General features: G+C 67.8%; 22 protein-coding genes. 8 read left to right on the top strand and 14 right to left on the bottom strand.

Annotated elements, in window-relative coordinates; all coding sequences use genetic code 11:
* Window positions 1-311 precede the first annotated feature (311 nt).
* The 6 genes from AACH06_RS25055 to AACH06_RS25030 form a co-directional block, all read right to left on the bottom strand.
* A complete protein-coding gene (locus AACH06_RS25055; RefSeq protein ID WP_341428535.1) occupies window positions 312-3,197 on the bottom strand; it encodes a serine/threonine-protein kinase in 2,886 nt (961 codons plus the stop codon).
* A 76-nt stretch (window positions 3,198-3,273) separates the two neighbouring features.
* Window positions 3,274-3,804 (bottom strand): ECF-type sigma factor, encoded by a 531-nt coding sequence (locus tag AACH06_RS25050; RefSeq protein ID WP_341428534.1) that lies wholly within the window; start codon window positions 3,802-3,804, stop codon window positions 3,274-3,276.
* Between the two features lie 378 nt (window positions 3,805-4,182).
* Complete coding sequence (locus AACH06_RS25045; RefSeq protein ID WP_341428533.1) at window positions 4,183-5,319, bottom strand: ABC transporter permease; 1,137 nt, start codon at window positions 5,317-5,319, stop codon at window positions 4,183-4,185.
* Complete coding sequence (locus AACH06_RS25040) at window positions 5,316-6,338, bottom strand: ABC transporter ATP-binding protein (RefSeq protein ID WP_341428532.1); 1,023 nt, start codon at window positions 6,336-6,338, stop codon at window positions 5,316-5,318. Before AACH06_RS25040 ends, AACH06_RS25045 begins: the two co-directional genes overlap by 4 nt.
* On the bottom strand, window positions 6,335-7,375 hold the full coding sequence (locus AACH06_RS25035) for an HlyD family secretion protein (RefSeq protein WP_341428531.1): 1,041 nt from the start codon (window positions 7,373-7,375) through the stop codon (window positions 6,335-6,337). Before AACH06_RS25035 ends, AACH06_RS25040 begins: the two co-directional genes overlap by 4 nt.
* A complete protein-coding gene (locus AACH06_RS25030; protein ID WP_341428530.1) occupies window positions 7,372-8,073 on the bottom strand; it encodes a TetR/AcrR family transcriptional regulator in 702 nt (233 codons plus the stop codon). Before AACH06_RS25030 ends, AACH06_RS25035 begins: the two co-directional genes overlap by 4 nt.
* A gap of 150 nt (window positions 8,074-8,223) precedes the next feature.
* Here AACH06_RS25030 and AACH06_RS25025 point away from each other — a divergent pair, with 150 nt between their 5' ends.
* Together AACH06_RS25025 and AACH06_RS25020 are read left to right on the top strand one after the other, a co-directional pair.
* Window positions 8,224-9,984, top strand: a complete 1,761-nt coding sequence (locus tag AACH06_RS25025; protein WP_341428529.1) for a hypothetical protein — start codon at window positions 8,224-8,226, stop codon at window positions 9,982-9,984.
* A 274-nt stretch (window positions 9,985-10,258) separates the two neighbouring features.
* A complete protein-coding gene (locus AACH06_RS25020) occupies window positions 10,259-10,849 on the top strand; it encodes an OmpA family protein (protein WP_341428528.1) in 591 nt (196 codons plus the stop codon).
* 124 nt (window positions 10,850-10,973) lie between these two features.
* On the opposite strand, the gene AACH06_RS25015 is transcribed toward AACH06_RS25020, so the two are convergent.
* Window positions 10,974-11,402 (bottom strand): YciI family protein, encoded by a 429-nt coding sequence (locus AACH06_RS25015; RefSeq protein WP_341428527.1) that lies wholly within the window; start codon window positions 11,400-11,402, stop codon window positions 10,974-10,976.
* A gap of 124 nt (window positions 11,403-11,526) precedes the next feature.
* Window positions 11,527-12,600: an AI-2E family transporter gene (locus AACH06_RS25010; RefSeq protein WP_341428526.1), complete on the bottom strand. Its 1,074-nt coding sequence runs from the start codon at window positions 12,598-12,600 to the stop codon at window positions 11,527-11,529.
* A 263-nt stretch (window positions 12,601-12,863) separates the two neighbouring features.
* Here AACH06_RS25010 and metX point away from each other — a divergent pair, with 263 nt between their 5' ends.
* Window positions 12,864-13,985 carry a homoserine O-succinyltransferase MetX gene (metX, locus tag AACH06_RS25005; protein ID WP_341428525.1) on the top strand — a complete coding sequence of 374 codons (1,122 nt, stop codon included), beginning with the start codon at window positions 12,864-12,866 and terminating at the stop codon, window positions 13,983-13,985.
* Between the two features lie 73 nt (window positions 13,986-14,058).
* A complete protein-coding gene (gene metW / locus AACH06_RS25000; RefSeq protein WP_341428524.1) occupies window positions 14,059-14,643 on the top strand; it encodes a methionine biosynthesis protein MetW in 585 nt (194 codons plus the stop codon).
* Between the two features lie 46 nt (window positions 14,644-14,689).
* Here metW and AACH06_RS24995 read toward each other — a convergent pair whose 3' ends face one another.
* Both AACH06_RS24995 and AACH06_RS24990 read right to left on the bottom strand, forming a co-directional pair.
* Window positions 14,690-15,904, bottom strand: a complete 1,215-nt coding sequence (locus AACH06_RS24995) for a diguanylate cyclase (RefSeq protein ID WP_341428523.1) — start codon at window positions 15,902-15,904, stop codon at window positions 14,690-14,692.
* A 292-nt stretch (window positions 15,905-16,196) separates the two neighbouring features.
* Entirely contained in the window at window positions 16,197-17,057 is an 861-nt protein-coding gene (locus AACH06_RS24990; RefSeq protein ID WP_341428521.1) for an AraC family transcriptional regulator, read from the bottom strand.
* A 161-nt stretch (window positions 17,058-17,218) separates the two neighbouring features.
* Between AACH06_RS24990 and AACH06_RS24985 the strand changes: the two genes are divergently transcribed.
* A complete protein-coding gene (locus AACH06_RS24985) occupies window positions 17,219-17,767 on the top strand; it encodes a carboxymuconolactone decarboxylase family protein (protein WP_341428520.1) in 549 nt (182 codons plus the stop codon).
* Here the strand turns inward: AACH06_RS24985 and AACH06_RS24980 are convergent, their stop codons facing one another.
* Entirely contained in the window at window positions 17,768-18,616 is an 849-nt protein-coding gene (locus AACH06_RS24980; protein WP_341428519.1) for an enoyl-CoA hydratase-related protein, read from the bottom strand. It lies immediately after the preceding gene.
* A gap of 246 nt (window positions 18,617-18,862) precedes the next feature.
* Between AACH06_RS24980 and AACH06_RS24975 the strand changes: the two genes are divergently transcribed.
* The gene (locus AACH06_RS24975) at window positions 18,863-19,714 is read left to right on the top strand and encodes an alpha/beta hydrolase (protein ID WP_341428518.1); all 852 of its coding nucleotides are present in this window, start codon (window positions 18,863-18,865) and stop codon (window positions 19,712-19,714) included.
* Window positions 19,715-19,738: 24 nt separating this feature from the next.
* Here the strand turns inward: AACH06_RS24975 and AACH06_RS24970 are convergent, their stop codons facing one another.
* The 3 genes from AACH06_RS24970 to AACH06_RS24960 all read right to left on the bottom strand — a co-directional run bounded on the left by AACH06_RS24970 (window position 19,739) and on the right by AACH06_RS24960 (window position 23,839).
* A complete protein-coding gene (locus AACH06_RS24970; protein ID WP_341428517.1) occupies window positions 19,739-20,449 on the bottom strand; it encodes a transporter in 711 nt (236 codons plus the stop codon).
* Window positions 20,446-21,981 (bottom strand): methyl-accepting chemotaxis protein, encoded by a 1,536-nt coding sequence (locus AACH06_RS24965; protein ID WP_341428516.1) that lies wholly within the window; start codon window positions 21,979-21,981, stop codon window positions 20,446-20,448. Before AACH06_RS24965 ends, AACH06_RS24970 begins: the two co-directional genes overlap by 4 nt.
* Window positions 21,982-22,318: 337 nt before the next feature.
* A complete protein-coding gene (locus AACH06_RS24960; protein WP_341428515.1) occupies window positions 22,319-23,839 on the bottom strand; it encodes a CoA-acylating methylmalonate-semialdehyde dehydrogenase in 1,521 nt (506 codons plus the stop codon).
* Between the two features lie 110 nt (window positions 23,840-23,949).
* On the opposite strand from AACH06_RS24960, the gene AACH06_RS24955 reads away from it, so the two are divergent.
* Window positions 23,950-24,879 carry a LysR family transcriptional regulator gene (locus AACH06_RS24955; RefSeq protein ID WP_341428514.1) on the top strand — a complete coding sequence of 310 codons (930 nt, stop codon included), beginning with the start codon at window positions 23,950-23,952 and terminating at the stop codon, window positions 24,877-24,879.
* A gap of 160 nt (window positions 24,880-25,039) precedes the next feature.
* Window positions 25,040-26,184 (top strand): methyl-accepting chemotaxis protein (locus AACH06_RS24950; protein ID WP_341428513.1); only part of this gene is annotated, 1,145 nt, incomplete at its 3' end.

Here is a 26,184-nt window from a genome sequence, read left to right as displayed (position 1 = left end):
GTTGTGTCGTGCGGCCCTACTCAACAATTCGTGAGCTCGCGTCCGAACCGGACACGCACATCCCCCCTACGTTTAGGCCCCCCCAATGGGGGATGCGGCTAGGGCGTGTTCACACGACGCAGCCCCGTGCGAACGGGTCGTCCAGTGAGGGGCCCGGCGACGCGGGCGCGGCCCTGTGCCGCCCTGGCGGCAGGGCATGAACAAAACGGGCGTGGGGGGCGAGGAAGCCCAAACGGCAGCGGGCGCCGCCGGGGGCTCAGAGCGTGCGCGTCTTTCTGGCGTTTGGGCGCGAACGAGAGACGCTCACGCCCTCACAGCACGATGCGCAGCGGAACAGGCGCCTCGGCGCCGGCGAGCTCGCGGTAGCGGGCCCGGGCTTGCCGCTCGGTGGTGTCGGCCTCGGTGGAGCGGCCCACGGCGCGCAGCCATTGGGCGCGCACCAGGGCGGCCAGTTGCTGTTCGGGATGCGGGCCGGTGTGGTGGTCTTGCAGCAGCTTCTCGGCGCTGGCGATGAGCGGCTCGGCGCGCGCGGTGTCGCCGGCGGTGATCCAGCCGAGGGCGGCATTCAATTGGGCCCGTGCGGTGCCCACGTGGCCAGCAGCCCCCAGGGCGGCGCCGGCCTGCCGCCAGGCCTCTACCGCGGCCTCGCCGGCCAACCCCGCCTCCCGGCCCCGCCCCAGGGCGTTCAGCGCGCCGGCCCGCAGCATCAAGGTGGAGGCGTGCCGCGTGTCTTTCTGGCCCGCGGCTTCTTCCTCGGCGACCAGCCGGTCGAACCACCGCAGGGCCTCTTCGGGCTTGCCGTTCACCACCAGCGCCGAGGCCAGGCGACGGGTGAAGCCCCGCACCTCCGAGGCTGACAGCGAGCTGCCCTGGGCCTGCGCCAGCCGCACGGACTCGCGTGCACTCTCTTCAGCGCCGTCAGCGTCCCCCACGCGGTTGAGCGTCATCACATGGAACGACAGGTTGAGCGCGGTCTCGCTGTCATCGTGGCCATAGACCTGCCGTGAGCGCTCGACATTGCTGGCGAAGATCTTGTCCGCCTGAAGGTACTGGCCACTGTCCATGTAGGCCATGCCCAGGGTGCGGCCGGCCTGGATCGAAAGCGTGTTGTTGTGGCCGGCCAATCGATCGAGCTCGGCTATGGCCTTTTCCAGCGTGCGGATCGCTTCAGGAAATAGCCGCATCTGCCAGAACGTGTAGCCCACATCGGCCCGCAGCGCGGCGGCCCCCATGCCTTCGGAACGCCAGTCCTTCTCAAGCAGCGGCTGAAGATCTTGAAGCGCCTTGGTGGCGTCTTCCTTGCGGCCCTCGCTGGCGAGTGATGTGGCCAGGCGCACGCGGGCCTGCGCGACCTCGTAGCTGTCCGGCCCGTACTGGCGCTCGATGGACGGCAGCAGTCGCTGCAGCAGGCTGCGCCCTTCGTCGTGCCGATTGAGATCGAGCAGGTTGTCAGCCACCGCCTGGTCCACGCGCAGCAGATCCGCCGCGTCAGCCGGGTGGCGTGCCAGCAGCATGGGGCGGGCCTCGTTCAGCAGCGACAGCGACTTGTCGTGGTGGCCCAGCGATTTGTGCACGTGCGCCAGCGTGATCAGCGCCTGCGCGTGCTCGATGCTGCCTTCGCCGTGGCTCTTCACCATCAGGTCGCGCCGGGCCTCGGCCAACGGCAAGGTGGGCTTGTGGTCGCCCAGCTTGTCGTAGATGTCGATCAGCACGCCGCTCAGGGCCACGTTCAGATCAGGCTCGGCCACCAGCCTGGCCTGCAGGTCGCGCTCGCCGCGTGCGAGCAGGTCGCGCACGGTCAGCTCGCGGCCCTGGGCCCGCGCCGGGTCGGCTTCGTTGAAGAGGCCGACGAGGAAGTCCTGCACCGCCTTCGTCCGCTGGCTTTCGCGGCGCGCGGCCTCGGCCTGGTCGAGCGCCACCGCCAGGGCCGCGAGCATGCCGGTGCCGGCCAGCGCGGTGGCAGCCACCGGCAGCTTGTGCCGTTGGATGAACTTGCGCGTGCGGTACCACCAACTGCCCGGGTGCGCATGCACGGGCTTGTTGCGCAGCCAGCGCTTGAGATCCTGCTTGAAGGCTTCGGCCGAGGGGTAGCGCTCGGCCGGGTTCTTGCGCAGCGCCATCAGCGCGATGTTGTCGAGATCGCCCCGCAGCTGCCGCCGCAGGCCCGCCGGCCGCAGTGCTCGTTGCGCTGCGGCGGTCTCGGTGGTGGGCATGCGGCTGGGTTTGGTGGGATCGATGCCGAGGATGGCGTCTTCCAGCGCGCCGCGGGTTTCGCGCGGCAAGCGGTACGGGCGTTGCCCGGTGACCAGCTCGTAGAACACCACGCCCAGCGAGTACACATCTGACGAGGTGCCGATCGGCTGATGTGCGATTTGCTCCGGCGAGGCGTAGTCGGGCGTCATCGGCGCGTGCGCCCATTCGGTGGGGGCGTGGCTGCGCGGTGATTCGCCGTCGTCCAGCAGCGTGGCGATGCCGAAGTCGAGCAGGCGAACCTGCCCGTCGTGGGTGACGAAGATGTTCGACGGCTTCAGGTCGCGGTGCACCACCAGCCGCGCGTGGGCGTACTGAATGGCTTCTAGCACCTGCAGGAACAGATCGATGCGGGCCCGCAGTGGCAGCTGCTTCTCGTCGCAGTAGGTGGTGATCGGCAGGCCCTCGACGTATTCGAGGGCGAGGTAGGGTTGCCCGGCGGGCGTGACGCCCGCGTCGTACAGGCGCGCGATGTGCGGGTGTTCGAGCGCGGCGAGGATGTCGCGCTCGCGCTCGAACCGGTGCGCCAGCGCCGGCTGGTGCAGCGAGCTGATGTGCGGCAGCTTCAGGGCCACGGCGCGTTGCAGCGCGCCATCCACCCGCTCGGCCAGCCACACCGTGCCCATGCCGCCCTGGCCCAGCGTGCGCAGCAGGCAATAGGGGCCGATCTGCCGCAGGCCTGGGTCCGCACTGGCCATCTTGGCTTCGGCGGCCACGCCGGCGAGGCCGGGCAGCGCGTCGAGCACATCGATCAGGCCCGGAGCTTCGCTGGCCCCACCGGTGGTCTCGTCATCGGCCTCGGCCAGCATGGCCTCGAGCTGGGGCCGCAGCGTGGCATCGGCCTCGCCAAGCCGGCCCAGCCAGGCTGCGCGTTCGGCACGCGGTAGATCCAGGGCCTGGTCGAGTAGTTGCGAGAGGCGGGCGAGTTCATCGCGCGAGAGGCTCATGCGGCCTCCGCCGTGCCCGCCAAAGGCGCTGGGGGTGACAACCGCGGGCGCCGGGCAAAGGTGGCCGGCGCCATCGTCACTGCAGCACGGCTTTCAGCAGCAGCCTGGCCTTCTGCCAGTCGCGCCGCACGGTGCGGTCGGTCACGCCCAGGGCTTGGGCGATGGCCAGTTCGTCCAGCCCGGCGAAGCAGCGCATCTCGACGATGCGGGCCAGCCGGTCGTCCACCTGGGCCAGCTCTTCGATGGCCTCGTGGATGCGAATGACATCGTCATCTTTGACGGACACCGACTCGGCCACCTCGGTGTTGAGGGTGACGTGCAATTGATCGCCGCCGCGCCGCTCGGCATGACGCTGTCGAACGAAATCGATCACCACGAAGCGCATCACCCGCGCGGCATAGGCCAGAAACTGGCCCTGGCTCATGCCGCCCAGATCGCTCTGGTGCTGGAAGCGCAGGTAAGACTCGTGCACCAGCGCCGTGGTGTCGAGCATCGTGATGTTCTCGCTGCGGCGCAGGCGCGAGCTGGCCAGGCGGCGCAAGTCTTGGTACATCGTCCGGAACAGCTCGTCGGCGGTGTCCGGCGCGGGGGCATTGGGGTCCAACATACTCGCGGCGGAGTATGCCAGCGCGTGGTGTCTGCGGGCGTCCATGTTCGCCCCAGGGGGGCCTAGTCCAGTGAGACGGAGAAATCGGATGTTCGTGGACACCTGACAGCGATGCAATCAAGGCGCCAAGCGCAGTCGGGTTGGACACCCGGCGAGCATTGGCAACGCCGAGTGCGCCGCTGGCAGGTGCCCACCCTGTGGGCCGGTGCTTGGCAGGGCGCGCCGCGGCGTTGCGACCCTTGCCCAGGCGTACAGCCTGGGCTGCGGGCCGCGCCTTGCTGCGCGCCCTGCCAAACACCGGCGAACTTCCGATTTCTCCGTTTCACTGGACTAGCCCTTAGCCGCCGGCGGCCACCCGAACGTGGGACGCCGTCGGGGTCAGTCGAGCGTCTGTCGGTAGCGCTTCAAGGCCACCGCGCCGGCCACGGCGAGGAAGGCCAGCATGGGCCACAGCTCGGGCAGCAGTTCCGCGGCGCCGTTCCCCTTGAGCAGGATGCCCCGCACGATGCGCAGGAAGTGGGTGAGTGGCAGTGCTTCGCCGATCGCCTGGGCCCAATCCGGCATACCCCGGAACGGGAACATGAAGCCCGACAGCAGCATCGACGGCAGGAAAAAGAAAAACGTCATCTGCAGGGCCTGCAACTGGTTCTTCGCGAGCGTCGAGAAGGTGAAGCCCACCGCCAGGTTGGCCAGCATGAACACGCCGATCATCAGCATCAGCAGCGTCATGCTGCCGACCATCGGCACCTGAAAGAGCAAGGCGGCCGCGCCGAGGATGACGCCGAGCTGCACATAGCCGATCACCACATACGGCAGGATCTTGCCGATCATCACCTCCACCGGCCGCACCGGGGTGGCGAGCAGGTTCTCCATCGTGCCGCGCTCGCGCTCGCGCGTCATCGCGAGGCCGGTCAGCATCACCATCGTCATCGTCAAGATGGTGCCGATGAGACCCGGCACGATGTTGTAGCGCGACAGCCCTTCGGGGTTGTAGCGGCGGTGCACCCGCAACTCGAACGGGGGTTCTCTGGGCTGCAGCGCCGCCAGTGGGCCGGTGAGGGTGTGGGGCATGGCGCGCGGCGCCACGGCCGCCAGGGCCGCCAGTGCCGTGCCCGAGGCAGAGGGGTCGGTCGCATCCACGCTCACCAGCAACGCGGGCTTCTCGCCTCGCACCAGCCGCCGAGAAAAATCGGGCGGGATGGCGATGAGGAACTGCACCTCGCCTTGCTCCAGCAGGCCCTCGCCCTCGGCCTCGCTGGCAGGTTGGGCCACGATGCGAAAGTAGCCGGTGTTCTGCAACGTGGCCACCAGCTCGCGTGCGGCGGGGCCGCTGTCCATCGCCACCAGCGCAGTGGGCAGGCCCTTCGGATCGGTGTTGATCGCGTAGCCGAACAGCACCAGCTGGATGATGGGCACACCCACCGCCATGCCGAAGGTGGGCCGGTCACGCAGCATCTGCTGGAACTCTTTGAGGAAGATGGCCAGCGTGCGGGCCCAGGAGAAGCGGGCGCTCATGGCGTGGTGCGGCGCGGTGCCGCTGCCACGGCCGGCCCCATGTTGTCGGGCGCCCGGCCGATGAGGCTGATGAACACGTCTTCGAGGTTGGGCTCGGCGCGGCTCCAGTGCAGCTCGGGCCGCTGGCGGTAGGGCGCTATCGCGGTGTCCAGCGCGGCGCCGTCTTGCCCAGCCACATGCACCGAGCTGCCGAAGGCCGCCACGCTCAACACGCCGGGGGCCTGCTTCAGCGGGGCCAACAGGCCGCTGAGCAGGGCGGGGGCGCCCGGTGCCTGCACGGCCCACACCGTCAAGGCGGCCTGCTCGATGATCTCACTTTCGGTGCCTCGCGCGAGCAACTGGCCGTAGGCGATGTAGGCCAGTTCGTGGCAGCGCTCGGCCTCGTCCATGTAGTGGGTGGAAACGAGCACGGTGATGCCTTCGGCGGCCAGCCGGTGGATCTCATCCCAGAACTCGCGGCGCGCCTTGGGGTCTACCCCGGCGGTGGGTTCGTCCAGCAGCAGCAGGCGTGGCTCATGCAGCAGGCAGGCGGCCAGCGCCAGGCGCTGCTTCCACCCGCCCGACAACGAGCCGGCCAATTGCTGCGCGCGAGTCGTCAGGCCCAGGCGATCGAGCGCGGCATCCACACGCTGCGTGCGCTGATCCAGTTCGAAAAGCCGAGCGATGAAATCGAGGTTCTGGCGGATCGACAGGTCTTCGTACAGGCCGAACTTCTGCGTCATGTAGCCGACCTGGCGCTTGATCTTCAAGCCCTCGCGCCGCAGATCAAAACCCAGGCAGGTGCCTTCGCCCGCATCCGGCGTCAACAGGCCGCAGAGCATGCGGATGGTCGTGGTCTTGCCGCTGCCATTGGGGCCGAGAAAGCCGCAGATGCGTCCAGCGCGCAACTGCAGTGCCACATCGTCCACCACGGCCCGTCCGTCGTAGCGCTTGGTGAGCCCGCGTACGTCGATGGCCAGATCGTCGGCCCGCTTGCTGCTGGCGGGTGTCGACGGTGTGGAAGCGGTCGCGCCGTTCATCGAGCCGAGGCCAAGTGCACATCGAGCGGCTGACCCGGGTGCAGCCGGGCGGCCTGGTCGGCCTCGGGCCGGGCTTCGACGAGAAAGACCAGTTTGGCGCGCTGGGTGTTCGAGTAGATCACCGGTGGTGTGTACTCGGGCTGGCTGTTGATGCGGCTGATGTGGGCCTCGATGGGCGTGCCGCAGCCATCACACTGCAGCTTCACCGCTTGGCCAATCTTCAGCGCACCGAGCTCCGCCTCGGGCACATAGAACCGTGCCTTGCGCGCTGCCGGTGGCAGCAGCGACAACACCGGTTGCCCGGCCGGCACGTATTCGCCGGGCCGCCAGAAGGTGTCGGCCACCAGGCCGGCCGCCGGCGCCGTCTGCACCGCCTGCTGCTCGCGCCAGGCCAACTGCTTCTGGGCCTGCTCGGCGGCATCCACCTGGGCCTTGGCGCTGTCGGTTTCATCGGGGCGCGCAGGCAAGTGCGACACCTTCAATTGCGCTTCGAGCTCGGCCACCCGATCGCGCGCCTGCTGTCGGGCGGTGGCGGCGTCGTCCAGCCGCGACTGGCTCACGAAATGCTGCTCGACCAAGGCCTTTTGCCGCTGCCATTCGCTCTCGGCCCGGGCCGCCAGCGCCTGGGCCTGGGCGAGCTGCGCGCGCACCACGGCAATCTCGTCGGCGCGCCGGCCCTTGGTGGTGTTCTGAGCCTGAGCTTGGGCCGCGCGCAGGCGGGCATCGGCCTCGGCGCGGGCAGCTTGGGCGGGGGTGGCATCGAGCGTGAACAACGAGGTGCCAGCGGCCACCTGCTGGCCGGGCTGCACCGACAGTGTCTGCAAGGTGCCGCTCACCGGTGCGGCGATGTAGATGTAGTCACCTTCGGCATAGCCCGACCAGCCGTGTTCGTCGGCTGACTTGCAGCCAGCCATGGCCAGGGCGGCCAGCGAGGCGGCCAGGCAGGCGACCAGCACCACTGCCCGGCCGAGTGCGTTGACGGCCGATCTCGCTGCAGGCGCATCGACCGTGGCGAAGCCTGGCGGGTGGTGGTTCATGGGCGGGTCCTCGATCGGGTGGTGGCGCGGCGGCGTGGGGTGGCGGGTGGTGTGGTGGTGGAGATCTCGCTGGCGGGCGGGCGCTGGACGAGCGCAGCCAGCGCCCATTGCACCCGCTGGCGAATCGCGTCGTCACTCAGGGCCTGGGCGGCGCCCATCGCCGCCGCGGGCGCCACACCGAGCGCTGCCATGGCCTGCACCATCAACATCGGCGCGGCCACGCTGCCCATCAGGAACACGAAGCGCTGCATCGGCGGCGCCGGTATCAGAAGGCCGGCACTTTCGGCCTCGCCGAGCAACTGCAGCAGCAGCGTGAGGTGCCGCGGCGCATTGGTGCGCAGGAACTGCTGCACCACCGTTTCGCCGTGCGCTGCATCGATCGCCAGCCGGGCCAGCAAGGCGTGGTGCTCGCGCACGAATCGAGCCAGTGTCAGCAGCGCGTCTTCAAGGCGCCCTAGCACCGGCCCATCTCGCGCGGCGCTGGCCGAGAGCTGGCTGAACATCTGTTCGTAGACCTGCTGCAGCACCGCTTCGAGGAACGCGCCCTTGCTGCCGAAGTGGTAGTGAAACATTGCCGGGTTCACGCCCGCGTGCTCGGCCACCTTGCGCACCGACAAGCCTGCGCATCCCGACTGAGGCCAGAGGGCGAGGCCGCTGCGCAGCAGCGCTTGATCGATGCCTTGGGAGGGACGTGGCATGGATGAATTATTGGTCGAATGACCAGTAACGCGCAAGTGGCCACTTCTTTGGTGTTTTCGCCCTCGGCTGTGCACAGCGACGCAAAACAGGGCATCAGGCTGGCCCCGGAGCGGCCGACAACGAGACATATCTGTCCGGGAGGGATGGTCATGCACGTTCAATTGGCGTTCGCCGGTGCCCCCACTGGCCTGGCCCGCTTCGCCGCCGCGAGGGCTGTCGATTCCGCTGGATTGCAGGCCCGTTTGGCCAGCGGACTGACGTCGCGTACATCGGACGGCCGCACCTCAACTGCTCAGCCGTTGACCGGTGCCACGACCCGGGACACGTCACGCGCCACGCCAGGCGCTGCGGTGGACAAGAGCGTCGCTTCCACCACCGTGGCGCTGGGCAACGCGCAAGCTGATCCGCTCGTCTATCAACCTCGGTCGGGTGTCCAGCGTTCCGACGAACTGCCGGTCTGGGCCGGGCCGCAAGACAATGAACTAGGCCGGCTGATGCTGGCTGACTCTGGCGCACAGGCGCATACGCTGGCAGACCGTTGGCACGGTCTTGGTGGCGCATTGCTGCGTCAACTGGCCAGCACCGGAGAAGGCTACTCCCAGACGCTCGCGTGGACAGCGGCGCCCGAGACCGATACGAGCTCTGACGCGACCCGGCCCACCGACGAACTCGGTGGCACATCGGATGTATCGGCCTCTGATACGCGGGCCGCGACACCGCCCGAGGCGATGTCGGCCGAAGACGCTGCCAAGCTCAACGATGCCGCCCTGAAGCAAGTGGCCGATGGCGCGGTGAAGGTCAAGCTGACACTCACGACCCAGGCCGGGCAGCGTGTGGACCTGGTGATTGCCGTCAACGATGGGCAAGACGGCGGCACCAAGGGGCTACAACTGCAGGTGAAGAGCTCGGGCGAGTTGAGCCAGGGCGAGCGAGAGTCGCTGGCCGCGATGGCCGACGGTCTGGATCAGGCGCTGGATGGGCTGGGCCGGGATGATCCCGAGGTGCAACTGTCGCGGTTGAAGGAGTTCATGAGCGACGGCACGTTGGCCAACCTGGAGCTGTCGATCGACAACCCCCGGGCCGAAGTCTCAGGCAAGGCGCTCAAGTCGTTCCAGCTGAGTTGGGATGCAGACAAGGTGGCACTGTCGATGGAGCGCGGCCAAAGCAAGATGGCGCTGTCCGTCGCCACCGGTGCCGCGGGCCAAGTCAACGGTGCACAGCGTCAGTCCGCCATCGACCAGATGTTGGCGCAGATCGACGCGGCGGGCCAGCGTGGCCACGAAGACCGCGAGTGGGTCGGCTTGTTCAAGCAGGCCTTTGCGCAGTTGCAGGCTGCCCCATGGGCCGGGCGCGCGGACGAGCCTGCTGATGTCGACGAAACAAATCACCGGGCCGCATTGACGACAGCAGCCACCACGAGCGTTGCTTCCCAAGACAGCGAGGTCAACTCAACGGGCGATGCTCAGCCCGCGAAGGCGCAGTTGCCGCAGAGCGGCCTGGCCGACTTCGAAGCCCGGTTCTGGGGCGAGACCCGGAAGACCAATCGTTTCGGTGGCTTGGTGGAGCAGGGCACGGTCGATTACAGCATCGGACAAAGGACGACCAGCAGCCGCAAGGGCTCGACGGGCGAGCAGACCATCACCCAACAGCGCACCGAGACGCTGGATGCCACCATCGCCAAGACGCGCACTTTGCTGCTGGATGTGGAGTCGGGCAATTACGATGCCCTGGGCATCAAGGACCGCAAGACCGAGACTACCCTGATCGACATGATGCAGGGGGCCGTCAAGGGGGCGCTTCGCAAGACGGATGAACACCAGATGACCACCCGCGCCTCGTTGGAGCGGGACCGGGTGACATCCCGCAGCGACACACCGCGCGACCTGCAGTTCATCCAGCGGCTGATCTGAATCGTCGGCAATACAGCCACCGGCGTGACGCAGGGCGGGCCCAGTTGTGCGGGCGCTTGCGCGGACTGACCTGGCGGCGGCTGCTGTGCCGGGCCAAACTTTTCGGCGAACCTGTCACCGTGTCGCGCCGTGCGGGTTGAGCCTGGGGCTGCTGCATAGAACGGTAAGGCTTTGTTGGATGCGGTTAACGGTGCGGAGGCTGGTCACAGCTTGGTACGTTTGCGTCGCAGAAGTGCCTAAAGTCGTGTGACTTTCTTCATGAACGACTTCAACGATGTCGAGACTCTCACCCCTGATCGTTGCCAGCAGCCTTTTGTTGCTGAGCGCTTGCGCCACGAAAGAGTTCGTCAAAGAGACGGTCGCTCCGGTACAGACCAGCGTGGATGGCCTTGGCACTCGCGTGCAGGCACTGGACAGCCGAGTGCAGAACAGCGAGGCGCGCATCCAGGCCCTGCAGCAAGAGGCTGCGGCGCGGGCCCAGGCCGCCAACAATCTGCCTGCGCCGCCGGGGCTGCTGATGAGCACGCTGCTCACCGATGACAAGATCAAGTTCACCTCGGGCCGCGCCGAGCTCACCGAGCAAGCGGGCCAGGAACTCGATCAACTCGTTGCCAAACTCAAGGCCGACAACCAGCCGGTGTTCGTCGAGATCCAGGGCCACACTGATGCCACGGGCAACGACGCGCTCAACCAGCAACTGGGCTTGAAGCGGGCTGAAGCCGTTCGTCTGCATCTGGCCCGTGCCGGCCTGCCGCTGGCCCGCATGGCCACCATCAGCTACGGCGAATCGGCGCCGCTGGCCGACAACAGCACCCGCGAAGGCCGCAGCATGAACCGGCGCGTTCAGCTGATCGTGATGCGTTGATCTTGAGGAGCCTTCCGGCTCCTGCATGGCGACCCACCGCCTCCACACCCTTGCTGGCCTGCCAGCGGGGTGGTTCACTGGGTGGGTCGATATGGAAGACGTCGATGGACGAGGGCGCCGCGCCTCAGCCGTTGCGCGTCTGAACCTGCTGCCGCAGCCGCTCTTCCTGCTCGCGCAACTCGGGCGTGAGCGCATCGCCGAAATCTTCTGCGGAGTAGATGGGTCGAATCTCGATCTCCGAATCGGTGCGCATCGGATTCGGGCATTGCCTCACCCACTCAATCGCCTCTTGCAGGGAGGCGCAGTTCCAGATCCAGAAGCCGGCGACCAACTCGTTGGTGATCGGGAAGGGCCCGTTGATCACTTGACGTGAGCTGCCCGAGAAGGCGACCCGCGCGCCGCGCGCGCTGGGGTGCAGGCCTTCGCCCGCCTCCATGACGCCCGCCTGAACCAGCCTCTCGTTGAAGGCGCCCATCGCCGCAAACTCGTCGGCTGAGGGCATCACACCGGCCTCGCTGTCGGCCGTGGCCTTCACCATCACCATGAATCGCATGCCAATCTCCTTTGTGCAGTGGGGCGGCCTTCCGCCCGCTGTACCCACGACGATCGGCGGGCCGCCAGATCGACACTGAAGCCTTCGCGCGCTTTGCGTGAGGCGGCTCTCGCGGTGGCCCGCCTCAGGGCGCGGCCTCTGGCGGCCCTTCAGGCGCAGCCACCGCATCCGTACCGGACCACAGCTGCACCAGCGTCAGGCCGATGGCGAGCATGGGGGGGCCGATGAAGATGCCGATGAAGCCGAAGGCGACGATGCCGCCGAAGACGCCGAGCAAGATGAGCAACAGCGGCAGGCTGCTGGCGCGGCTGATGAGGTAGGGCTTGATCACGTTGTCGATCGAGCTGATGGCAAACAGGCCCCAGGCCACCATGAAGATGCCCCAGCCGACCGAGCCTTGCACGAAGAGCCAGATGGCCGCGCCGCCCCAGACGAGCGGTGGGCCGACGGGCACCATCGAGAGCAGGAAGGTGAGGGCCGCCAGCGCCACCGAGCCGGGCACGCCCGCCACCAGAAAGCCGATCAGGGCCACCAGGGCCTGGGCCAGCGCGGTGCCGAAGATGCCGTGCACCACGCCGATCACCGTGCCATTGATGGTGGACAGCAGCGTTTCACCCAAGTGGCCGGCCAGCTTCACCAGGATGGCGCGCGCGGCGTCGACCATGCGCTCACCATCGCGGAAGAAAAAGAACGCGATGAAGGTGGCGAAGGTGAGCTGAACCAGGCTGCCGCCGATGGCTTTGCCGGCACCCAGCAGCAGGATGCGGGCGGGCTCGAAGAGGCTCTTGAGCAGCGTGTTCAGCTCTTCGCGGCTGGCCGCGATGCGGTGCCAGTATTCACTGAGCGCCTGGCCGACCAGCGGCACCTCGCGCAGCCAGGAGGGCGGCTCGATGGGGCCGTGGTCGAGCAACCCCTTGGCGCCGTCGAACACCGCGGCCACATCGTCGGCCAGGCTCAGTGCGAGAAGCGTCGATGGCCCGATCACCAGCACCACGAGCAGCAGCGTCATCGCCAGCGCGGCCCAGGTCGAGCGGCCGCCCAGTGCGTCGCGCAGGCGCCGGTAGAGCGGCCAGCTCGCCGCGCAGACCACGGCCGCGAACAGCAGCGCGGGGATGAACGGATGCAAGACCTGATAGCAGCCGACAACGACCACCACCACCGCGCCCAGGCGGGCGTAGTGCTGAAGACTGTGATTCACCTGGCGTCCTGTCCCTCGGTTCAATGGCGTTGGAGTCGCGCGGCCTCGCCGGAGCCGGCGCGGTGCGTGAGGTGGGCCGACTATGCCATCGTCAGGCGGGCGTGGGCAGGGCGGGCGAGGGCTGGTAGACTCCTTGCCCATCAGCGCCGATTTGCTCCGGATTGCGGGCGCTTCAACAAACAAATGCAGCTAAACAGGACCCGACCACACCCGGTGTCCGCGTCTTTGCTGCGGCACCGGGTTTTTCGTTGGAAGGTCGAACCATGAGGTCGGTTGGGGTCGTCGTCCCGCAAACCATGCATTTCGCCGAGCCGTTGCGCCTTCAAAGCGGCGCACAGCTGGCTGACTACACGCTGGTCTACGAGACCTACGGCACGCTGAATGCCGATGCCAGCAATGCGGTGCTGGTCTGCCATGCGCTCAATGCCTCGCACCACGTGGCCGGCGAGCATGCCGACCAACCCGGCAGCACCGGCTGGTGGGACAATCTCGTGGGCCCCGGCAAGCCGCTGGACACCGAGCGCTTCTTCGTGATCGGCATCAACAACCCCGGCTCCTGCTTCGGCTCGACCGGCCCGATGCACACCAACCCGGCCACCGGGCAGCCCTACGGGGCCGACTTTCCGGTGGTGACGGTGGAAGACTGGGTGGACGCGCAGGCGCGCCTGGTCGAGCGGCTGGGCATCCGGCAACTGGCGGCCGTGGTGGGCGGCAGCCTGGGTGGCATGCAGGCGCTGGCCTGGACGCTGCGTCACACCGACAAGCTGCGGCACTGCGTGGCGGTGGCCACGGCCCCGAGCCTGTCGGCGCAGAACATCGCATTCAACGAGGTGGCGCGGCGCGCGATCATCACCGACCCCGATTTCCACGGCGGTCACTTCTATGCCCACGGCGTGGTGCCCAAGCGCGGGTTGCGGGTGGCCCGCATGATCGGCCACATCACCTACCTCTCGGACGACTCGATGGAGGCCAAGTTCGGCCGCGAGTTGCGCGACAACAAGCTGGGCTACAGCACGCAGGACATTGAGTTCCAGATCGAAAGCTATCTGCGCTACCAGGGCGACAAGTTCAGCGAGTACTTCGATGCGAACACCTACCTGCTGATCACCCGCGCACTCGATTACTTCGACCCTGCTCGCGCCTTTGGCGGCGACTTGAGCGCGGCCTTCAAGGTGGCGCGGGAGAAGAAGTTCCTGGTGGTGAGCTTCACCACCGACTGGCGCTTCTCACCGGCGCGTTCGCGCGAGATCGTCAAGGCGCTGGTCCACAACCGGGTGGACGTGAGCTATGCCGAGATCGAGGCGCCGCATGGTCACGATGCCTTCCTGCTCGAAGACCCGCGCTACCACGGCGTGATGCGGGCCTACTTCGAGCGGATGACGTGAGCGGCCGCGCCGCCCGCCGTGCCAGAACCTGCTGGTTGACCTTCTCCCGACATCTCCTCCCGACCTATCCGTCATGAGCGAACGCAAAGACTTCGAGGTGATTGCCCAACTGGTGCCCCAGGGTGCCCGGGTGCTCGACCTGGGCTGCGGCACCGGCGAGTTGCTGGCCCATCTGCGCGACACGCGGGGGTGCAGCGGCTACGGGGTCGAGCTCGACGACGCCAACCTGCTGGCGTGTGCCAAGCGCGGCGTCAACGTGATCCAGCTGAACCTCGAAGAGGGGCTGAAGCTTTTCGAAGACCGCAGCTTCGATGTGGTGCTGCAGCTGGAGACCCTGCAGCACCTGCGCAACGCGGAAAACATGCTGCGTGAAACCGCGCGGGTCGGTCGCATCGGCATTGTCAGCTTCCCGAATTTTGCGCACTGGCCCAACCGGCTCTCGGTGCTTCGAGGCCGCATGCCGGTGACGCGCGCGCTGCCCTACGAGTGGTACGACACACCCAACATTCGCGTGGGCACATACAAGGATTTCGAGGTGCTGGCGCGCAAGAACGGGCTGCAGGTGATCGACAGCTTCGGCCTGCAGAACGGCGAGGTGATCCGCCAGTGGCCGAACCTGATGGCCAACGTGGCGGTGTTCAAGTTCGAGCGCGGCTGAAGGGCCTCGAAGGGCCACAGCCCTTGGCGCGCGAGGCTGCGCGCGATCAGCAGGTCACGCGGCCACGCCCGTTGCGTTTGGCCTCGTAGAGCGCACGATCGGCGCGCCCCAGCAGCGCCTGCAGGTCTTCGCCGCGCTGCCATTGCGCCACGCCCAGGCTGATGCCCACCGGCTCACCGTGCGGATAAGGTTCTTTCTGCAAGGTGGTGTGCAGCATGGTGCAGAGGATGCGCGCCTGCTCGATGGCCGCGTCGGGCAGCAGCAAGGCGAATTCGTCGCCGCCCAGGCGCCCCAGCAGGTCTGAGCTGCGAACGCGCCCATGCACCCGGCGCACCACTTCACGCAGCACGGCATCGCCGGCCGCGTGGCCGTGTTGGTCGTTGATCTGCTTGAAGCGATCGATGTCGAACATCGCGAGCGACAGGTCTTCCTCGCAGGTCGCCGCGCGCGTGAGCGCCGATTCGGCAGCCTCCAGGAAGCCGCGGCGGTTGATGGCACCGGTCAATTCGTCTTCGCGCGCCTGGCGGTGCAGCTCGCCGTGCCGGCTGGCGATGGGATTGAGCAGCACCCGGCGCAGCATCGCATTGAGCGCGAGGAACACCGCCAGCACCACGCCGCACGCACCCGCAAGGAACTGCCACAGTGATTGCTGCGCGCGTTCGAGCGGCACGGTCATAGGCAGCGAGACGATCTGCGCGCCTACCGTCTCGCCCATCTTCCAGCCGAAGCCGTGCTGGTCGCCATAGGCCACGAGCATGGCTGGCGGCGCGGCGGCGGGCGTGCTGTGGCAGACCAGGCAGGCCGAATCCTTCACTTTCAGCGGCTTGGCGAAGTACAGCATGTGCTGGCCGTTTTCGCTGGTCTGCCGCTGCACGCTCTCGGCGTCGGTTGATCGCAGGGCCTCGACGATTTCGGCGTGGATGCCCGTGGCACGGTTGCTCGGGTTGGTGGGGTTCAGCGCCACCTCGCGGTAGCTCACGCCGGGGTAGCGCCGATGCAGCTCGGTCATCGCGGTGGTGGCGGCGAACGAGGGCACAGCCTCGACCTGGAAGTGCGCCGGGTCGGAGTTCAGCAGGGGGCGCACATGCTCGGCGGTGTAGCCGCGCAGCGCGGTGGCCGCCTCCATGTGCAGCTCGGCCTCGCGCTGCACCTCGCCCATGGCGCGCTCGCGCAACTGGCCGCGCATGTACAGGCCGGCCAGCAGCACTGCCACCACGGCACAGGCTCCAAGCGCGATGTTCAGGCGGGTCTTCAGGTTCATGCGGGGCGGCAGTGTGCCAGCAGGATCGCGGTTCGTGCGTCCTGCAGTCTAGGGTCTGTTCACACGACGATAGGGGATCGCCTTGATGGCCACAACGGCGCAAGCGAGGCGCAAACCGCCGCCGGGTGGATGACCCGGCTGAAGCCTGGCAACGCCGCCTGCGGCCTGGGGGGCAACCATCTTTCGCGATCGTTTTCTTCGCGTGAGCAGACCTGGCTGCCCTGATTTCGGCAACGCCAGCGGGAAAAACAGGCCCCGGACGACCGGCGGTGTCGCATTCGGCACGAACCCGTCAGCCGCGTTCGGCGTCTTCGCGCCACTGCCGGGGCGACTGCCCCAGCTTTTGGGCGAACAGGCGCGACAGGGCCGACGGGTTCGCGTAGCCCAGGTCGGCGGCGATCATCTTCACCGAGTCGCCCCGGCGCAGCCGGGTCTGCGCCAACGACAGCCGCCAGCGTGCCAGGTAGTCGGCGGGCGTCTGCCCCACGCGATCCTTGAACAGCACGGCGAATGCGCTGCGGGACATGGCGGCGCACTCGGCCATGCGCTGGAGGTTCCAGGCCTCGCCCGGTTGCGCATGCAGCGCCACCAGGGTGCGTGCCAGCCGCTCGTCCGACAGGCCGGTGATCAGCCCCGGTGGGATGCCGGCTTCGGCTGGGTGGTCGACCAGCCAGCGCAGCAACTGGATCAACACCACCTCGAACATCCGGTCGGCCAACAGGCGCGAGCCGCAGCGAAGCCGCTCGGTTTCGGCAAAGAGCACGTGCAGCGCGGCTTCCAGGCCCTCCACGCGCGCCAGCGGCAGGCAGATCAGCGGGGGCAGCGATTGCACCAGCGGGTGCTGGTCGCCGCCGTCGAAGTCCAGCGTGGCGCAGGCGAAATCGGCCCCGTCGACGGGGGCGTTGTGGAAGTCGTGGGTGAAGGGGCGTGGATAGAACAGCAATGTCGGTTCACGCACCTCGACCCTCTGGGGGGCGCCCCCTCGGGGGCGGTGCGTGACCGACATCTCACCGCGCTTGAGCACATGCAGGAACGCGCGCCCGGGCTGGGCGGCGAAGTGCGTGGTGCCGCACAACGGACCGGCGTGGAACAGGTGTGCCCGCACGCGGAAGTGCTCCAGCAAGGCGGAAAGCCGATCGACGGAGGGGACCATGGCTGGACGATTGGGTATGAACGGTGTACGAAACGGATCCTATCGTACTGCCTTCGCTCAGACACTGAACCCAGGCTGCACTCACCACCCCTGCCAGGGCGTGATCCACCGATGGTGGCCGCGGCTGTTCATCCGTTCCTCTCTTTGCAAAAGGAAGCCCCATGTCCCGAGTTCCTCTGATCGATGCCACCCACACCAACGACGCCCGTGGCGCCTTGCTCGCCCCCATCCACGCGGCGTTCGGCAGCACGCCGGCGATGTTCCGCGCGGTGGCCAACTCACCCGCTGCGCTGAAGTCGATGTGGGGCTCATTCGGCGCCTTGGGCGGCGGCGTGCTGCCGGCGAAGTTGGCCGAGCAGATCGCCGTGGCGGTGGCCGATCGCAATGCCTGCGAGTACTGCCTGGCGGCGCACACCGCGCTGGGCCGCAAGGCCGGCGCCACGGCAGATGAGATGGCCGCGGCGCAGATGGGCGAATCGGCCGACCCGAAGACTGCTGCCGCACTGCGCTTTGCGCTGAAGCTGGTCGAGCACCGCGGCCAGGTGGCCGATGCGGATGTGCAGGCGCTGCGCGGCGTGGGCTTTGATGATGAGGCGATCGTGGAGATCCTCGCGCATGTGGCGCTGAACCTCTTCACGAACTACGTCAACGTCGCATTCGCGGTGCCGGTCGATTTCCCGGCCGTGCCGCTGCGCCGCGGCGCGCGCTGATCAGCTGCGCTCCAGCGGGGCCAGCGGTTCAAAGGCCGCTGGCTGCTTGGCCTTCCAGGCGGTGATGGCCTTCTCCATTTCGCCGATGTCGAAGATGGCGCTTTGCAGCAGCGTCATCTGGGCCAGTGCATCGGCCGTGGCGTGGTCGCGCGCCTGGTTGAGCGCCAGCTTGCTGCCGGCGATAGCCAGCGGGCTCTTGGCGGCGATCTGGGCCGCCAGCTCGTTGGTGTGCAGCGCGAGGGCATCGGCATCGGGCAGCACTGCGTTCACCAGGCCGATCGCCAGCGCGCGCTGGGCATCGACCCGCTCGCCGGTGTAGGCCATTTGCCGAGCCATGCCGGGCGCCACGATCTTGGGCAGGCGCTGCAGTGAGCCCAGATCGGCCACCATGCCGATGTGGATCTCTTGCACGGTGAAGAAGGCATCGGCCGTGCACACACGCAGGTCGCACGCGGCGGCGAGGTCGAGTGCGCCGCCGATGCACCCACCGTGCACGGCGCAGATCACCGGGAAGCGGGCCTCGTCGATCGCGTCGAAGCACGCCATCAGCCGGCGCAGGCCGGTCTGGAACGCCTGCCGCTTTCGTGATGACGACAGATCCAGCATCGGCATGTTTGCGCCCGCGAACACATCGAGCGCCATGCCGGCCGAGAAGTGCTTGCCGGTGGACGACAGGATGAGCACGCGGGTCCCGCCTTCGTCGTCCAGCCGGTGGATGGCATCGCGCAGCGCCGGGAAGAAACCCGGATCCATCGTGTTCATCCGCTCGGGGCGGTTCAGCGTGAGACGGGCGATGCCGGTGGCGCTGTCGTGCTGCAGGTCGAAGTAGGACGATGAGGCAGAGGTCATGGCGGTTTCGCTGGAATGGGCTGCGCGGGCTGGCGATTCTCCAGGCTATCCGCTTCGGGCTGCTTGGGGGATCACCTGGGCGACACGCAGGCCCTTTGCACAGGCCCGCCTTTGCACAGGCCCTCTGATCGGGCGCCTGTGGCCCCCATAGCCGAAGCGGCAATGCCCTCAGCCCGGGACTTGCCCGATCCAGACAAGCCCGCTTCTTTCAAGAACCCGCCTTGAACAGGCTCTAGACTCTGCCAAATGCACGCCCTTGTACAAACCCACGATGGCCTGGCTTTGCATGAGCAGCGCTGGCGCCCCTCGGGCCCGGCCCGCGGCCTGGTGTTGATCGTCCACGGGCTGGGCGAGCACAGCGGGCGGTATGCGCATGTCGCGGCCGCGTTGCAGGCGCGGGGGTGGGATGTGGCGGCGTACGACCAGCGTGGCCACGGCCACTCGGCCGGGGCGACCGGCGACATCGCCACCATCGACAGCCTGCTGGCCGATCTGTCGAAGGTGATCGACAGCCTGAGGCCGCAGGCCTCGGGCCCGCTGGTGGTGCTGGGCCACAGCCTGGGTGGCCTGGTGACCGCGCGCTTCGTGGCCGAGGGGCTTCAGCCCCAGCCGGCAGGCTGGTCTCGGCCGGTGGATGCCTTGGTGCTGTCTTCGCCGGCCCTGGACCCCGGCATGAACGCCATTCAGAAGATGTTGCTGGCGGTCGTGCCGAAGGTGCTGCCGCATTTGCGCGTGGGCAATGGCTTGAACCCCGACTGGATCAGCCGCGACCCGGCGGTCGTGAAAGCCTACGTCGACGACCCGTTGGTGCATGACCGCATCAGCGGGTTGCTCGGTCAGTTCATCGCCGAGGCCGGCCCGGTGGTGATCGACGCGGCGGGCCGCTGGCGCGTGCCGACCTTGCTGATGTGGGCGGGTGCCGACCGGTGCGTGAGCCCGTCAGGCTCAGCCCGCTTTGCCGCGGCGGCGCCCATCGACGTGGTGGCCCGCCGCGAATGGCCCGGGCTGGCGCACGAGATCTTCAACGAACCCGAGAAGGATCGGGTGCTGGCCGAGTTGAACCGCTGGCTGGACGAGCGCTTTCCGTCCAACGCCTGACGGTAGGCGGGCTCGAAAGCCGCGTCAGAAGGCGAACTTCAAGCCCGCGCTGACCAACTTGGCCCGGTCGGGGCCGGTTTGTTCCAGATAGCCGAGGTTGAAGCTCCAGGTGTCGCTGGGGGTGTAGCGCAGGCCGACCCCCCACTGCGGCAGGCTGTGCTCGGCGCCCAGGTACTCGGCGCCCACATCCACCGTGGGGCTGAAGGCCAGTTCCACTGCGGTGTTCCAGGTGTGGGTCGAGGTGTCGCTGACCGGGTCGCGGCACCAGCCGGCGTTCAGATGCAGCGTCCAGCCCTCGGCCGGCTGGATCGTCGTGACGAGGTTGGCAAATTGGGCGGAAGGCCGGAACGGCTCACTGCCGGCCTTCCCCCAGGACAGACCGTACGCCAGCGTCAACGCCAGCGGGCTGTCGTCATCCCCCCACAACAGGGTCTTGCCGCCCAGGAGGACATCCTGGGCAGTCTGTTCATCGGCGCGTGCAGCCACGTGGGCCAGCGCCAGCTGGGTGCGCCACGGTGTGCCGCAGGCCACCTGGTTGGCCAGTGCGTTCTCACTCTCGGTGCCCGGCAGGCTCAGGCGCGCCGCCACCGCTTCCCACTCGCAATCGTGTTCGGCCAGCACGCCCGCGTCTTCGGTGGCCAGTGGCCGGCCGGCGTGGGCGCTGCTGCACCAGACCGATGTCCCGACGACCAGTGCGCAGGCGGCGCGAGCGGCAAGCGTGGTGAGAGGTTTCATGTCTTGAAGGCGGATACCTGCCGCGCCAGGCGACCGGCCTGTTGGTTCAGGCTGGCCGCGGCAGTAGTGGTTTCTTCCACCAGGGTGGCATTGCCCTGGGTCGATTGATCGAGCTGGGCCACGGCCGACGACACTTCGCCGATCCCCAGCTTCTGCTCTCTCGTCGCCGAACTGATCTCCGACACCAGATGGCTCACCTGCTCGACGGCTCCCACGATTTCGGCCATCGTGGCCCCCGCTTGATCGGCCTGGCCCACGCCTTGTGAGACGCGTTCCACACTATCGGTGATCAATGACTTGATCTGCTTGGCGGATTCGGCGCTGCGCTGAGCCAAGGTGCGAACCTCGTTGGCGACCACGTTGAAGCCGCGGCCCTGCTCGCCGGCGCGGGCGGCCTCGACGGCGGCGTTGAGCGCGAGGATGTTGGTCTGGAAGGCGATGCCGTCGATGACACCGATGATCTCGGAGATGCGCTGCGACGACTCGTTGATGCCCTTCATCGCCGAGACCACTTCGACGACCAGTTGGTTGCCCTGGCGCGCGATGTCGGCGGTGCGGTGCGCGAGATCGTTCACCTGACCGGCGCTGTCCGCATTGGCCGTGACCGTGCCGGAAATCTGTTCGAGCGCCGCGGCCGATTTCTCCAGCGCCGCGGCCTGTTGGCCCGTGCGAGAGGAGAGTTCCTGGCTGCCCGACGCCACCTGCTCTGCGGCGGAGGCCACCTCGTCGGCGTGCCCTCGCACGTCGGTGACCAGGCGACGCAGTTGCACCACCATCGACGACAGACCGGCCATCAGGCTGTGGTTGTCGCCCTCGCGCACGGGGATGTGCAGGCCCAGGTCGCCGCCCGCCGCGCGAGCCATCAGGCGCCTCACCTCGACGGGCTCGGCCCCGATGGTGTTCATCAGGTGGCGGGTGATGGCAAGCGAGAGCGCCAGCAGCGCCATGGCGGCCAGGGCCGTGACGATCCCGATGCTGCGCGTGGCCAATGTGGCCTCGGTGTCAGCCTGCTCTTGGGCCTCGTCGCTGGTGCTCTCAATCGCCTCGCCAAGCTGGTCGAGCCGGCTTTCCAATTCTTTGAACGAGGCCAGGAACTCGGGCAGCTTGCCGGTGGCTGCCGCGGTGTCGGTCTTCGCCGTGTCAATGAGCTGCCGGCCCTGCTCGATGTAGCGTTGGACGACAGGCTCGACCGACTTCACCGAGTCGATCAGCTTCGGTTCGAGCGGCAAGGCACGCACCTGGCCGATGAGCTTGGTGAATTCGGCCGCGTGCTCGGCGAGCTCTTTCTGCGCTGCCACGACGTCGTCAGCATGGCTGGTGGCCGCGCCGTGCAGCGCCATGTACACGTCGGCGCGGAGCGCGTCGTGGAACATGTCGGCCATCGAGAGGTCGTGGGCTGCACTGACGGAGGCACGGCTTGTCTTCAGATCCTGGCTCAGCGTGCCGAGGCTCCACGTGGCCACGCCTCCCACGACGAGGGTGGATGTCACGCCGAGCAGGCCGAGCATCAAGAGGGTTTGCTTGGTCTTCATGTTTTTGTCTGCCAGTCGAAGGCCGAGCGGAGCTGGGCTGGGCCTCTATACGTTTGAAATGGGCACCCGGATGCTAGAAAGCACGCGTCACAGGTGATCAAACGAACAGCAGGTCAAGCCGCGGCCTGTTTACATCTGGCCAGACGGCGCCACAGAGGGCCCCGAGCCAGGGCCGCGGCGCGCCACAGAGGGGTGCGCCCGCGCGGCATCGAATGGCCGGCGCGGTCGGAAGGATGGCGAACGCAGAAGAGGGCGGCGCGTGGCGCGCACCTCAAGGGGAACGGATCGGGGCCGTTCGATGCCCGGCCGGCTCAGGCGGCTCAGCCGGGCGGCAGCATCACTTGGCCGTGGGCATCACGAACTCGGCGCCCTTGCCGATGCTGGCGGGCCAGCGCTGCATCACGCTCTTTTGCTTGGTGTAGAAGCGCACGCCTTCTTCGCCGTAGGCGTGCATGTCGCCGAACAGGCTCTTCTTCCAGCCACCAAAGCCGTGCCACGCCATCGGCACGGGGATCGGCACGTTGATGCCCACCATGCCCACTTGCACCCGGCGGCTGAACTCACGCGCCACGTTGCCGTCGCTGGTGAAGCAGGCCACGCCGTTGCCGAACTCGTGGGCGTTGACCAGGGCCAGCGCTTCGGCGAAGTCTTTCACGCGCACGCAGGCGAGCACCGGGCCGAAGATCTCTTCCTTGTAGATGCGCATCCCGGGTGTCACGTGGTCGAACAGCGTGCCGCCGGTGAAGAAGCCGCCTTCGTGGCCGGCCACCTGGTGACCGCGGCCGTCGACGACCAGCGTTGCGCCTTCTTCGACGCCGATGCCGATGTAGCCCTCGATGCGGGCCTTGGCCTCGGCCGTGACGATCGGGCCCATCTCAGCATCGAGCTCCATGCCGTTCTTGATCTTGAGCGACTTCGCGCGCTCGGCCACCTTGGCAACGATCTGGTCACCGATCTCACCCACCAGCACCGCCACCGAGATGGCCATGCAGCGCTCACCTGCCGAGCCATAGGCCGCCCCCACCAGCGCATCGACCGCCTGGTCGACGTCGGCATCGGGCATCACCACCATGTGGTTCTTCGCGCCACCGAGCGCCTGCACCCGCTTGCCGTGCTTGGCGCCGGTCTCGTAGATGTATTGCGCGATTGGCGTGGAGCCGACGAAGCTCACCGCCTTCACGTCGGGGTGCATGAGCAACGTGTCCACCGCGAGCTTGTCGCCCTGCACGACGTTGAACACGCCGTCCGGCAGGCCGGCTTGCTTGAGCAACTCGGCCATGAAGAGGCTGGGCGAGGGGTCGCGCTCGCTGGGCTTCAGGATGAAGGTGTTGCCGGTGGCCAGAGCCATCGGGAACATCCACATCGGCACCATGCACGGGAAGTTGAACGGGGTGATGCCGGCCACCACGCCCAGCGGCTGGCGCAGCAGCCAGTTGTCGATGCCGGTACCCACCTGGTCGGTGAAGTCGGTCTTCAGCAATTGCGGTGCGCCGCACGCGAACTCGACGATTTCGATCCCGCGGGTGACTTCGCCCTGGGCGTCGGTGAAGACTTTGCCATGCTCGGCCGTGATCATCGCGGCCAGCGTGTCGCGGTGCTGGTTCAGCAGCCCGAGGAAGTTGTTCAGGATGCGCGCGCGGCGCAGCGGCGGGGTGTCGGCCCACGCCGGGAAGGCTGCGCGGGCGGCGTCGATGGCGGCGAGCACATCGGCCTCGCTGGCCAGCGCCACCCGGCGCGCCACCTGCCCGGTGGCCGGGTTGTAGACCGCCTGGCTGCGGCCGCCGGTGCCGGGGTGAACCTGGCCGCCGATGAAGTGGCCCACGTCGGTGGTCTGGGTGAAGGCTTCGGGTGCGCCCATGGTCGTGCTCGCTGGTTGGTGCGGAATGCCGGCAGTCTAGGCAGCGGGCCCCACGCTGCCAATGGCGCCGGGGTGGATTCATTGTTCGCTCTGCTGAACAATAGATGCCCATGGCTAAGAACCAATCGACCACCGGCTTGTGGTCACCGATCCATGCCTTGACGGTGCTGGCCGAGGCCGGCAGCTTCACGGCCGCGGCGCAGCGCCTGAACCTGAGCAAGGCGGCCATGAGCCAACGGGTGGCCGAGTTGGAGGCGGCGGCCGGCGTGCCTTTGGTGCAGCGCACCACCCGTAGCATGCAGCTGACCGACGCCGGTCGGCAGTTGGTGAGCGCCACCTACCAGGCCTTCGCCACCATCGACCAGGCCTTTGCCGAAGTGCGGGACCTCGCCGAGGCACCGAGCGGGCGCCTGCGGGTGACCGCGCCCGTGGCCCTCGCCCGGCAGTGCATCGTGCCGGTGCTTCCTGGGTTTCTGCGCGCCTTCCCCACACTGCAGGTCGAGCTCGATCTGTCGGACCGCGTGCGGCCGCTCGCGCAGGAGGGCTTCGACCTGGCGATTCGCCACACCAGCACGCCGCCCGATACCCACGTGGCGTGGCCGCTGCGGGAGACGCGCAGCGTGCTGCTGGCCAGCCCTGAGTACCTCGCCCGGCGATCCCCTCCGCGCACGCCGAACGACCTGCGGGAGCATGACTGCCTGTACTACCCCAGGCCGGGCGACACCGCAGCGTGGAGCTTCGAGCGCAAGGCCGGCGAACGCCTCAGCGTGCCGCTGCGCGGGCCTTTTGCGGCGAACAACAGCGAGGCGCTGCGGGAGGCGGCCCTGGCGGGGCTGGGCATCGCCTTGCTGCCCGATTTCAGTGCCGAGCCGGCCCTGGCCGAAGGCCGGCTGGTCGAGTTGCTGCCGACCTGGCGGGCGGTGGGCGCCTTTGGCACGCACCTGTGGGCGATTCGCCCCTATGCCGCCCAGGTGCCGCGGGGCGTTCGGGCGCTGGTGGGCTGGCTGGCTCAGGCCCTGGGCGGCGCGCCGCCGGCTTGAGCCAGCGCAAAAACAGCGCCCGCTGCGTCCCCCCGGGTGCCCGTAGAACGGAATAGGGCGGTTGGAGTGCCGCAAATCACGCGAGCTTGCTCAAGAGTGACGGCGAACAATCCGAAAACGGTCCAGATTCCCTCCTATGGACATGATCGCGGAGACTGACATGCCTGTTCCTTCCTTCACTCACCTGACACTGGCCAGACGTTTGGGCCTGGGTTTCGGTGGCCTGCTGCTGATGTTGTTGATCGTTGCCGGCCTGAGCGTGGCGGAAATGCGAGCCCAGGGCGGCCGGGTGCAGGACATCGTCGGCGTCAAGAACGAAAAGCTGGCGTTGGCCAACGGGATGCTCGAAAGCATCAACAGCCTGGCGATCCAGGCCCGCACGGTCACGCTGCTCACCGATGTGAAGGCGATCGATGGCGAAATGGCCATCCTGGGTGAGGCCAAGAAGCGGTACGTGGCCGCCGAGGCCAAGCTGGTCGAGCTGATCGGCAGCACGGGTGACGAGGCCGAACGCAAGCTGATGGACGAGATCGTCGACGGCGGCAAGAAAACCATTCCGCTGGTCGAGCGGGCGGCCAAGGAAGGCCAGGATGGCGCTGGCGTGGAAGCCACGATGACCTTGACCGAAGCCGTGCGGCCCGTCGAGGTCGTTTGGCGCCAGAAGGTCGGCAAGCTGATCGAACTGGTCCAGACGCAGAACGCTGAAGCCGCCGCGGCGATGGTGTCGTCACAGAAGCGCGCGCTGGTGATGGTGGGGGCGTTGATGGCCGGTGCGATGGCCATCGGCGTGCTGCTGGCCTGGCGCACGACCCGCAGCATCACCACGCCGGTAGCGCGCGCGGTCAAGGTGGCCGAGCGCATTGCCGAGGGCGATTTGACCTCGACCGTCGAGATCACCTCGCAAGACGAGATCGGTCGTCTGCTGCAAGCCATCCACGGCATGCAGGACCGGTTGCGCGTGCTGGTGGGCGACATCCGCTCGTCGGCCGATTCCATCCAGACGGCCAGCAGCGAAGTGGCCATCGGCAACCAGGACTTGTCGCAGCGTACCGAGCAGACCGCGAGCAACCTGCAGCAGGCTGCCTCGTCGATGACGCAGCTGACCGGCACGGTGAACCAATCGGCCGAGGCCGCGTCGCAGGCCAACCAGATGGCCAGCTCCGCGTCGGCCGTGGCCCAGCGTGGCGGCGAAGTGGTGGCGCAGGTCGTCTCGACGATGAACGAGATCAACAACAGCTCGCGCAAGATCTCCGACATCATCGGCGTGATCGACGGCATCGCCTTCCAGACCAACATCCTCGCGCT

The sequence above is a fragment of the Ideonella lacteola genome, from assembly GCF_038066555.1.
Lineage (GTDB): Bacteria > Pseudomonadota > Gammaproteobacteria > Burkholderiales > Burkholderiaceae_C > Ideonella > Ideonella lacteola.
The sequence above is the reverse complement of the archived record's forward strand: the minus strand, read 5'-3'. Positions and strand labels throughout refer to the sequence as shown.